Below are 10,416 nucleotides of genomic sequence, written 5' to 3'. Positions count from 1 at the left end.
CTCCGCGCTCTCCCCAGGGACCGGCTGTCTTGCCCCTGTCGCCCGCGCCAGCGTCGGCGCGGACTTGACCTCAGCTTCGGGAGGCCAGGACCACACGGCTTGACCGTGCGCACCGGACCGTTCGTCCACGCGATCGCTCGCGCTGCGGCCGGCACGCCCATCGCATCCCACCCCCACGTTCGTGACGACCGCGATACGCCCCTTGATCGAGGCGGGATGCGCAGATCCAATCATACTTTCTGTAAAAAAGAAAGTCTTTTCGTCTATCCGGATGCCATTTTTTGGCACGACGGCCGCTGTGCTCGCGCTCGGCCGTAGGGTGGGCAAAGCAGCCGCCCGGAGGGCGGATGCGTGCCCACCACCCAACCACGCATGCGGAGCCACAACGGTGGGCACGGCGCGCGAGAGAGCGCAGCAAGACGCAGACAGCGTTGCCGCGCCTTTGCCCACCCTACGGATCGCACCTACGACCGGCCTCGTCCAGCTGCAGCCGCGAGAAGCGGAAGCTGCAGTGGCGGGCGCCGACCGGTAAGCTTCGGGTGCGAAAGTCTGCAGGCAGCAGCAGGCCGGACGACTACTCGGCCTAGAACGACTGCCCACTGCCGCACCCGGGCGAGTGCAAGTTCGGGTCAGCGATCTCGAAGCCGAATCTGCCGATGATCACGAGCAGCACGCCAGATGGTGTCGACACCTGGATGCCCTGGCGTTGGCAGGCATCGAACCATCGAGGTTCAAAGCTCCAGGCCGCAATCGCGATCGCTTTGCGGGCCGTGAGAGTCATACTCAGCCGGTCGGCCGCGGTCCGAGACCTGCATTTGATGACCATCCGGCAAAATCTTCCCTCGCAATCGGCGTCCTCGAAGAACAGCACCTGCAGACCGACCTCGCACATCGAGTCCTGGGCCGGCAGCCACATCGAATGGACTGTGACGGCATTCTGTCGTTGAAGCCGGAGCTCCCGTTGCTCGATCCATTCCTTGTCGATGAGATCGAGGTCGTCGCGCCCCTGCAGACGGAACAGACTTTCAGCATTGCGATAGCCCGTCGCGAACAGATCGTCGGCCGCCGACACAGATCCGGCAAACACGGAGGCGAGCGCGATCACTACGGCCCCTCCGAACCTGAGCACCTGAGACAGATTCAAGACATTTCCTCCCTGGCTCACTCCGCGCTCGCCTTCGGTGGAGTGATCAGCGCGCGAAAGCCCACAACGTGACGCAATGAGGCCCGCACGCCGGCCGTGCTCTCCCGATCGCAAATGCACCATATCATCACTCTCGCGCGCTGACTGCCCTCGCTCACACCCCGTTCATCGCGCCACCCGCATGCTCTGCGTTGTATCTCAAATGGCATGGAACCGCAGGGCCGCAGAAATGTTTCTCCGCAGTTCCCATTCAGCAAAGCGAGAACAAGTTGAATCGCCGTCAGTTCATGCAATCTGCGGCTGCGATTTCGGTCGCCGCATCGTTCGCGCGGGGCGCAGCAGCCGCGACGCCGGCGCAGCCGTTCAGCGCCGCCACGGTGCGTGATCTCGCGCGGGCGCTCGCGGCCAAGCCTTATGCCGCACCGGACGACAAGCTGCCGGATGCGCTGGCGAAGCTCGACTACGACGCCTATCGCTCGATCCGGTTTCTGCCGGAGCATGCGCTGTGGCGCGACGACAAGCTGCCGTTCCGGGCGCAGTTCTTCCATCGCGGCTTCATCTACAAGGATCGCGTCGACATTTACGAGGTCGTCGACGGCCAGGCGAAGCCGGTGCCGTATCGCCCCGAAGACTTCGCATTCGGGCCGCAGGTGCCGGCGTTCCCGGCGGCCGATCTCGGCTTTGCCGGCTTCCGCCTGCATGCGCCGATGAACCGGCCGGACTATTACGACGAGGTCTGCGTGTTTCTCGGCGCGAGCTATTTTCGCGCGGTGGCCAAGGGCGAGATCTACGGGCTGTCGGCGCGCGGACTCTCCATCGACACCGGCGAGGCGAAGGGCGAAGAGTTTCCGGTGTTCAAGGCGTTCTGGCTGGAGAAGCCGGTCGCCGGCGCCACCGCGATGGTGGTGCATGCGCTGCTCGACAGCAAGAGCGCCACCGGCTCGTATCGCTTCACCATCCGTCCCGGCGACACCACCGTGTTCGACGTCGAGGCCTCGCTGTATCCGCGCGTCGAGATCGCGCATGCGGGGCTGGCGCCGATGACCAGCATGTTCCTGTTCGGACCCAACGACCGCAGCGACAGCGACGATTTCCGTCCCGCCGTGCACGATTCCGACGGGCTTGCGATGTTCAACGGCAAGGGCGAGCAGCTGTGGCGCCCGCTCAGCAACCCGCGCGACCTGCAGGTCAGCGTGTTCAACGATCTCAATCCGCGCGGCTTCGGCCTGATGCAGCGCGAGCGGCAATTCGCCGCCTACCAGGATCTGGAGTCGCATTTCGAGAAGCGGCCGAGCCTGTGGATCGAGCCGATCGGCGACTGGGGCGAAGGCGCCGTGGTGCTGTTCGAGATCCCGACCAAGCAGGAGATCCACGACAACATCGCCGCGTTCTGGCGGCCGAAGACGCCGCTCGCCGCCAAGGGCGAGCACAACATGACCTATCGCCTGCATTGGGGCCCGGACATGCCGAAGCCGCATGCGCTGGCGCGCTTCACCCGCACCGGCGTGGCTGCCCAGGGCGACGGCCGGCTGTTCGTGCTCGAGCTCGCCGGCGATGTCCTCAAGGATCTCGATCCGGCCACGGTGAAGGCGGTGGTCAACGCCGAGAAGACCGAGGTGAGCAACGTGGTCGCACAGCCCAATCCGGAGACGGGAGGTTGGCGGCTGAGCTTCCAATGCGCGGCCAAGGACGCGCCTGTCGAACTGCGGGCCGAGCTGTATGCGAGCGACAAGCTCGTCTCCGAGACATGGATCTATCGATGGACGCCGTGAGCGCCAGGCTGCCGCGCCCGCCGCAAGACCAGCCGCCCGCGGACTTCCTTCCCGCCGAGGCGCCGCGGGAGATGGTGCCCTCGCCGCTCTCGCAAGCGGCGTCCAACCGGCGCGCGACCGGCAGCGGAGCGAGCGTCGCGCTGCGCCGCGGACTCGTGCTCGCCGGCACCGCCGCGTTGACCCTGGCGGGCTGCGTCAAGATGTATCAGGTCGTCGAGGTCGGCGGCGTGACCGTGCTGGAGGGCCTGGTGCTGGCGCTGTTCGGCATCCTGGTCGCCTGGATCTCGTTCGCCTTCGTCACCGCGCTGGCCGGCTTCGCCGTGATGCTGATCAGGCCGCGCGAGACCCTTGCGATCGAGCGCGCAGGTCCCCTGCCCGCACTGTCCACGCGCACGGCGATGCTGCTGCCGACCTACAACGAGGATCCGGACGCCGTCATGGTGCGGCTGCGCGCCATGATCGACTCCATGGCCGAGACGGGTTTCGGAGCGCATGTCGACTGGTTCCTGCTCAGCGACACCACCGATCCCGACATCTGGATCGGCGAGGAGGCCGCCTACCTCGCGCTGCGCGAGGCGTGCGGCACGGCGCGCATCTACTATCGTCACCGCGCCGACAATGTCGCGCGCAAGTCCGGCAACATCGCCGAATGGGTGCGGCGCTTCGGCGCGGCCTACGACCACATGATCATCCTCGATGCCGACAGCCTGATGTCGGGCGAGACCATCGTGCGGCTGGCGCATGCGATGGAGCATCAGCCGCAGGCCGCGCTGATCCAGACGCTACCGGTGATCGTCAACGGCGCGAGCCTGTTCGCCCGGCTGCAGCAGTTTGCCGGCCGGCTCTACGGCCCGCTCATCGCATCGGGCAATGCCTGGTGGTACGGCGCCGAGAGCAACTACTGGGGGCACAACGCGATCATCCGCGTCGAAGCCTTCGCCCGTGATGCCGCCCTGCCCGAGCTGACGGGGCGAAAGCCGTTCGGCGGCCATATCCTCAGCCACGACTTCATCGAAGCCGCCCTGATGCGCCGCGCCGGCTGGGGAATCTACATGACCGTCGATCTCGGCGGCAGCTACGAGGAGGTGCCGCCGTCGCTGATCGACTATGCCGCGCGCGACCGGCGCTGGTGCCAGGGCAATCTGCAGCACCTCGCCGTGCTGCCGGCGCGCGGGCTGCATTGGGTGTCGCGACTGCATCTTCTGATCGGCATCGGCGCCTATGTCACCGCGCCGCTCTGGCTCGCTTTCCTCGTGCTCGGCATCCTGATCTCGCTGCAGGCCAATTTCGTCCGGCCGGAATACTTCCCCAAGGGGTTTGCGCTGTTTCCGTCCTGGCCGGCGCAGGACCCGGTGCTTGCTGCGCAGGTCTTCGGCGCCACGCTCGGCCTGCTGTTCGTGCCCAAGCTGCTGGCCTGCGTCGCCACGCTGCTGACGCCGGCGCTGCGGCGCGGCTTCGGCGGCGGCTTGCGGCTGTGCGCCGCCGTGCTGGCCGAGACGGTGCTGGCGGCGCTGATCGCGCCGTCGATGATGATCTTCCAATCGGTCGCGGTGATCGAGATCCTGCTCGGCCGCGACGCCGGATGGCAGGTGCAGCGGCGCAGCGACGGCGGCGTCAGCCGGCGGGAGATCGTGCGCAAATTCGCGCTGCCGACCGTGTGCGGCCTGGTCATGGCGGTGAGCGCCACCGCCGTCTCGCTGCCGCTGCTGGCCTGGATGTCGCCGGTCATCGCCGGCCTCGTGCTCGCGATTCCGATCGGGCTGCTCACCGCGGGACGCGGCCGCGGCGCGCGCCTGTTCACGACACCCGAGGACCACACGCCGCCGCCCGTCCTGCTCCGCGCCCGGGCGCTGGCGGATCAGCCGCGGCCCGCGCGAGGCGCGGCGCTCGCGGAATTGCGGCGGAGTGCCAAGCTCCGACGGGATCATGTGAGGTCGCTGCCGCCGCAGCGCCGGCGTGCGCCGGGCGACATCGACGTCGACCTCGCCACGGCCAGGGCGCGCATCGCCGATGCCGAGACGTTCGCGCAGGCGGCCGGCTTCCTGTCGCGCCGCGAGACGCTTGCCGTGCTCAACGACGGCCCGACGCTGGAGCAGATCGTCGCGCTGCCGGCCTGACGCCGCGGGTCCCGCCTACTTCGTCAGATGCGCCGAGGCGATCGCCTGCTGGAACAGCGCGTTCAGCGCCGAGCCGATGCTGCCGCTGGAATCGACTTCGTAGTAATAGCCGGGGCTGGCGCAGGACTTCATGATGTCGCCGATCGAGGATCGCCACGGCGCGATGTAGGTCGTGTACCAGCTGTTGTTGGTGATCGCGAGATAGGTGGTGTAGAGCACGGCGATCTTGATGCCGCGCGCCTTCAGCGACGTGCAGGTCGCGGTGTTCAGCGGCTCCTGGCAGCGTCCGCCGGAGACGGTCGTCTTGCTGCAGGTCGACGGGTAATAATAATCCGCGACGCCGTCGGAGACGAAGAACAGCCATTTCTGCGGATTGGACTGCGAGCCGTCGCCCTGCGCGGGGATCGCCTTGTCGGCAGCGGCCAGGATGCCGTCGAAGTCGGTGCACATGTCGTTGTTGTAGCCGCTGTAGGGAATGGTCATCAGGTCGAGCGAGCCGATCGACGACTTCACCGAGGACATGCTCGACGACAGGCTGGCGATGGTGGTCAACGCCACCGAGGAGCAGTCGCTGCCCATGCTGTAGACCGCCATGCGGTACTGGTTGCTGACGACCTGGCTCGTCGTCGCTGTGTCCGTCATCGACTGCGTCGCCGAGCGGACGACGTCGATCCGCATGGTGACGCCGAGGCTCTTGGCCTTGGCGTAATAGCTGTTGGTCTGCAGCGTCTTCTTCGAGCTCGACGTGTAGGTGTCGTGACAGGCGAAGGCGCATTTGTCCGAGGTCGCGTTCTGCAGCGTCGTCATGTCCGCCGTGGTCGCGCCGAGGCCCTGCGACGGCGAATTGTCGAGCACGACGTAGAAGTCCATGTAGGTCGGGAACGAAGCCGACGCCGACGAGGACGCCGACACGGTCATGCTGGGATAGCCGAACATGTACATGAAGGCGGTCTTGACGACCACCGTCGCGGTCCCCGTCACGGTTCGCGCGCTGACGCTGTCGCTGATGTCGATGCTGAGCGAGTTCGCCGTCAGATTATGCGCCGCCATCTGGCCGTTGAACATGTTGGTCGCGGCGGTCTTGGCATCCGAGGCGCTGCCCCGCATGGCGGTATAGCCGGTGGCCGCCAGCAGTGCCGCGTCGATCGAGGCCGACAGCTTGGCCTTGGCCCGCACCGCCATCGAATAGTCGATGGCCGAGCCGACGAAGGTCAGGATCGGCAACAGGGCGAGCGCGAAGATGATCGCGATGTTACCGCTGTCGTTACGGCGGAACCGCGACAGAAGACTGAGATACCGATTTGCGGCCTGCACGGCAAACTCCAACGAGCAAGTGCTTTCGAGCGGCGATGTTGCAGGCCAACAGTTGCATTCGAATTGATGCGATTGCAGAGACTTGGTTACAGCGCGTTTCTGATTGTCGTAAACGGTGCCGACGCACCATCGAGCAGCGCATGACTGATATGCCGGCCGCTTCCGTGCCGGTGGGACGACCGGGCCGGCTGCGGCGATTGGCCGTCGACGCAGGAGCTCTCCCCTCCTCTGATACCCCGATTGCAAAGCGGCCGCGCGGATAGCATAGTCCGCGCGCTCTGCGGCGCCTGGCGCGCTGATTCTTGCGGGAGTTCTGGGGACGACGATGGCGGATGCCGATCTTGATGCCGTGATCCGGCAACTGGCCAAGCAGCAGAACAAGACCATCCTGGCGGCGGCGAAGAAGCGGCGCGACCGCTTCAACGGCCTGGCCATGAAGGCCAAGGACAAGGACGCCAAGGAGCGCTTCAAGATGCTCGCCCGCGAAGCGGTCGAGCAGGCCAACGCCGCCGCGCGCCGGCTGCTGATCTCGGCCGACAACGTCGCCGACAGCTATGCCCGCGCGATGCGCCAGGCCGCCGCGGCGGAACTGCCGAAGAAGCCGGAGAAGAAGGCCGACGCCGCGCCGGCCGGATCGGCAAACGGCAAGGCGACGAAGAAGGCAGCCAAGGCCGCGCCGAAGAAGGCCGCGAAGCCCAAGGCCTGAGAAGCCAAGGCCTGAGAAGCCCGTCCTGAGACGCCAAGGCCTGAGAAACCAAGACGAGCCTAAGGCCTGAATCGTTCCCGCCCGCGTCTGACCGGCGTGCGGCGGGCTCCTGCCAGTTGCCCGTTCCTGCCGCGCGGGCGATCCATTGGACCGGCATCGCGGCCGGCCGATATTTCCGCCGCTGATAGCAACCATCGCCGCGCCCCCGACTTTGTCCGAGGGTCTTTTCGACGCGGAGATGGGAATGAAAGCGCTGGTCTGGCACGGCAAAGAGGACATCCGCTGCGACACGGTCAGCGATCCCGAGATCGAGCACGCGCGCGACGCGATCATCAAGGTGACGAGCTGCGCGATCTGCGGCTCGGACCTGCATCTGTTCCACAACTACATCCCCGCCATGATGCCCGGCGACATCATGGGTCACGAGACCATGGGCGAAGTGGTCGAGGTCGGCTCCGGCGTCGACGGCAAGCTGAAGAAGGGCGATCGCATCGTCGTGCCCTTCACCATCATCTGCGGCGAATGCGAGCAGTGCCGGCGCGGCAATTTCTCGGTCTGCGAGACCACCAACCGCAACAAGCATCTGGCCGAGAAGGTGTTCGGCCACACCACCGCGGGCCTGTTCGGCTACACCCATCTGACCGGCGGCTATCCCGGCGGCCAGGCCGAATATCTGCGCGTGCCCTACGCCGACGCCACCCACATCAAGGTGCCCGACGGCATGAGCGACGAGCAGGCGCTGTTCCTGAGCGACATCTTCCCGACCGGCTGGCAGGGCGCGGCGCAGTGCGACATCGAGCCCGATGATACGGTCGCGGTGTGGGGCTGCGGCCCGGTCGGCCAGATGGCGATCCGCAGCGCCATCCTGCTCGGCGCCAAGCAGGTGGTCGCGATCGACCGCATCCCGGAGCGGCTGGCCATGGCCGAGGCCGGCGGCGCCATCACCATCAATTTCGACAAGGAGAGCGTGGTCGAAAGGCTCAACGAGCTGACCGACAACAAGGGCCCGGAGAAGTGCATCGACTGCGTCGGCTTCGAGAGCCATATCAGCATGGCGCAGCCGGACAGCGTGCTCGATCGCGCCAAGCAGATGTTCATGCTGGAGAACGACCGGCCGCACGCGCTGCGCGAGATCATCTATGTCTGCCGGCCCGGCGGCATCGTCTCGATCCCCGGCGTCTATTCGGGCTTTTCCGACATGGTGCCGATGGGCGCGCTGATGAACAAGGGGCTGACCATCCGGACCGGCCAGACCCACGTCAACCGCTGGACCGACGAACTGAAGCGGCGCATCGAGGAAGGCCAGATCGATCCGTCCTTCGTGATCACCCACACAGTCCCGCTCGCGCAGGGGCCTGAGATGTATCGCACGTTCCGCGATAAGCAGGACAGCTGCGTCAAGGTCGTGTTGAAGCCGTAAGGGAAACACACAGCATGTTTCATTTTTCCAATCTGGTCCGGTCCAAGGGCGATCCGAAGATCATCTCGACCGGTCCGAGCTCGCTGACATCGGCCGACCGGCTGGCCCGAGGGCTCGGCTGGTTCTCGATCGCGCTCGGCACGCTCGAGCTGCTGGCGCCGCATCGGGTGACCCATGCGCTCGGCATGCATGGCCGCGAGGGCCTGGTGCGCGCCTATGGGGTGCGCGAGCTGCTCGCCGGCGTGATGACGCTGTCGGTGGAGAAGAAGGCGGGTCTGTGGGGCCGCGTCGCCGGCGACGGGCTGGACATGGTGACGCTGCTCGGCGAGGTCAGGCCGAGCAATCCGCGCGCCGGCACCGTGCTCGCGGCGCTGGTGATGGTCGGCGGCGTCACCATGCTCGACTACATCGCCGCCAAGGACGTGGCGGCGCAGCACGATCCGAGGCGCGGCCGCAAGCGGCTCTACAGCGACCGCAGCGGTTTCCCGAAGGGTCTCACGGCGGCTAGGTCTGCCGCGCTGCCGCGGCCCACGAACAGCCCTGCCACGACCTGAGGCGCGGCTGCAGCGGGCTCAGGGCTTGAGCGCGATCGAGAACAGGCGGAAGCCCGCGATCTTCGGAAACGCTTCGGCAGCTTCGGGCGAGGCCAAGGCGACGACGGCTGCACTCACCTCGCCGCTGCTCAGCCGGGTGATCGCAGTCGCCTGCCCTTCCAGCAGCAGCACCTCGGACGCGCCGGCCGCGTTCATGGCGGCCGTGATCCTGGCGTTGGATTTGGCGTAGCGCTCGTCGATGGCGATCACTTTGCCGCTGAGGTCGCCGAGGGCGCGCACGTTGGGACGCGCCAGCAGCACGGCCACCAGAGGACTGTCGCCAGGCCCCTCCGGCACGCGCAGCGCGGTCATCCGCTCGGCCAGTTCGGCTGCGACCTTGACCGCGGCCACCATCACCTCGCCCTGGACCTTGGCGGAGTTCGCGGAAGTATCCTTCGCGGCACCGTCCTTCGCCGGAGCATTTTGCGCCGGACTATCCTTCGCAGCGGAGGGCGGCTTGGCGACCGGGGCGGATGCGCCATCGGCCGGCGGAATGGGATCGGGCCGTGCTGCCCGTTGCGGCTTCTCCACCGGCTTTTCAACCAGCTTTTCAACCGGCTTCTCAACCGGTTTGGCCGCGGCGACGCTGCTCGCCGCACGCCGCTTGGCGGCACGGACGTGCTTGCGATGAAGGGCCGCACGCCGTGCCACGGCATGCGCCTTGCGGCTCGCCTTGGCGGGCTCGGATGGTGCCAGCGAAGCCGGCTGACCGACGGCCGGAGTCTCCGCGCAGGACTGGCCGCTCAGATCGACACAGGGCGCCGCGACCTGCGGCATGACCGGACGGCTGCAGCCCGCCAGCGCCAAGGCTGAGACGAAGGCCAACGCGCCGAGACAAAGCGCTCTCACTTTTCCGCTCCTGACGGCTCTCCTGCGCGCAAGATGCGCATCTGCGTTGGTCTGCTATTTCTCGCGTGATGCGTTAAGCTCACGCTTATTCCCCGGCGCCGAGCAGCCGTCTCAACGCGGCGTGGTTAATCTCCCACCACCAAGCCGGCAGCGCTGGCCGGGCTCGATCGGTCAGTCCGGCCGCCATCAAATATGTTCCGCGGAGTGCAGCCACGCCGACTGCGATTTATGGTAGTGTGCGCACGACCGACCAACGCGGGGGCGAGCAAATGCGTTTTTCCAGCACGGCATCGGCTGTGTGTGCTGCCATGGGAATTGCGACGGGGGTTGCGGTGGGTCTTGCGGCTGATGCCGGCCTCGGGACCGCCAGCGCCGACACCATCGCGCGCTACGACTGCACGATCGTCGGCACGCTCGGCCTCGAGCCGATCAGCGATCGTCCCGGTCACATGCTGGTCAGCTTTCAATACTCCTGCCTTGGCATCGACGGCCTGATGAAGG

General features: G+C 66.8%; 8 protein-coding genes and 1 pseudogene. 6 read left to right on the top strand and 3 right to left on the bottom strand.

The window, feature by feature from the left end; all coding sequences use genetic code 11:
• Positions 1–583: 583 nt before the first annotated feature.
• Entirely contained in the window at positions 584–1,105 is a 522-nt protein-coding gene (locus tag BRAS3809_RS22645) for a hypothetical protein (protein ID WP_035657722.1), read from the bottom strand.
• Positions 1,106–1,431: 326 nt separating this feature from the next.
• Between BRAS3809_RS22645 and BRAS3809_RS22640 the strand changes: the two genes are divergently transcribed.
• Complete coding sequence (locus BRAS3809_RS22640) at positions 1,432–2,916, top strand: glucan biosynthesis protein G (protein ID WP_008964362.1); 1,485 nt, start codon at positions 1,432–1,434, stop codon at positions 2,914–2,916.
• Positions 2,904–5,033: a glucans biosynthesis glucosyltransferase MdoH gene (mdoH, locus tag BRAS3809_RS22635; protein ID WP_035657721.1), complete on the top strand. Its 2,130-nt coding sequence runs from the start codon at positions 2,904–2,906 to the stop codon at positions 5,031–5,033. Before BRAS3809_RS22640 ends, mdoH begins: the two co-directional genes overlap by 13 nt.
• Positions 5,034–5,048: 15 nt before the next feature.
• Here the strand turns inward: mdoH and BRAS3809_RS22630 are convergent, their stop codons facing one another.
• Positions 5,049–6,347, bottom strand: a complete 1,299-nt coding sequence (locus tag BRAS3809_RS22630; RefSeq protein ID WP_008964360.1) for a TadE/TadG family type IV pilus assembly protein — start codon at positions 6,345–6,347, stop codon at positions 5,049–5,051.
• Positions 6,348–6,672: 325 nt separating this feature from the next.
• On the opposite strand from BRAS3809_RS22630, the gene BRAS3809_RS22625 reads away from it, so the two are divergent.
• From BRAS3809_RS22625 to BRAS3809_RS22615, 3 genes are all read left to right on the top strand, one after another.
• Complete coding sequence (locus BRAS3809_RS22625; RefSeq protein WP_008964359.1) at positions 6,673–7,053, top strand: hypothetical protein; 381 nt, start codon at positions 6,673–6,675, stop codon at positions 7,051–7,053.
• 244 nt (positions 7,054–7,297) lie between these two features.
• Complete coding sequence (locus BRAS3809_RS22620; RefSeq protein WP_008964358.1) at positions 7,298–8,473, top strand: zinc-dependent alcohol dehydrogenase; 1,176 nt, start codon at positions 7,298–7,300, stop codon at positions 8,471–8,473.
• Between the two features lie 14 nt (positions 8,474–8,487).
• Positions 8,488–9,027 carry a hypothetical protein gene (locus BRAS3809_RS22615; RefSeq protein WP_008964357.1) on the top strand — a complete coding sequence of 180 codons (540 nt, stop codon included), beginning with the start codon at positions 8,488–8,490 and terminating at the stop codon, positions 9,025–9,027.
• An 18-nt stretch (positions 9,028–9,045) separates the two neighbouring features.
• On the opposite strand, the gene BRAS3809_RS22610 is transcribed toward BRAS3809_RS22615, so the two are convergent.
• A complete protein-coding gene (locus tag BRAS3809_RS22610; RefSeq protein WP_008964356.1) occupies positions 9,046–9,915 on the bottom strand; it encodes a hypothetical protein in 870 nt (289 codons plus the stop codon).
• Positions 9,916–10,223: 308 nt separating this feature from the next.
• On the opposite strand from BRAS3809_RS22610, the pseudogene BRAS3809_RS22605 reads away from it, so the two are divergent.
• Positions 10,224–10,416: pseudogene (locus tag BRAS3809_RS22605) on the top strand (hypothetical protein); the annotation flags it as partial.

This window comes from Bradyrhizobium sp. STM 3809, assembly GCF_000239795.1.
Taxonomy (GTDB): domain Bacteria; phylum Pseudomonadota; class Alphaproteobacteria; order Rhizobiales; family Xanthobacteraceae; genus Bradyrhizobium.
Note: the sequence above shows the minus strand (reverse complement) of the source record. Positions and strands in the feature narration are given on the sequence as shown.

Bases quoted from the DNA above. Each gene is read 5' to 3' on its own strand.
- BRAS3809_RS22640 (WP_008964362.1), top strand. From the start codon at position 1,432: ATGCAATCTGCGGCTGCGATTTCGGTCGCCGCATCGTTCGCGCGGGGC.
- mdoH (WP_035657721.1), top strand. From the start codon at position 2,904: ATGGACGCCGTGAGCGCCAGGCTGCCGCGCCCGCCGCAAGACCAGCCG.
- BRAS3809_RS22625 (WP_008964359.1), top strand. From the start codon at position 6,673: ATGGCGGATGCCGATCTTGATGCCGTGATCCGGCAACTGGCCAAGCAG.
- BRAS3809_RS22620 (WP_008964358.1), top strand. From the start codon at position 7,298: ATGAAAGCGCTGGTCTGGCACGGCAAAGAGGACATCCGCTGCGACACG.
- BRAS3809_RS22615 (WP_008964357.1), top strand. From the start codon at position 8,488: ATGTTTCATTTTTCCAATCTGGTCCGGTCCAAGGGCGATCCGAAGATC.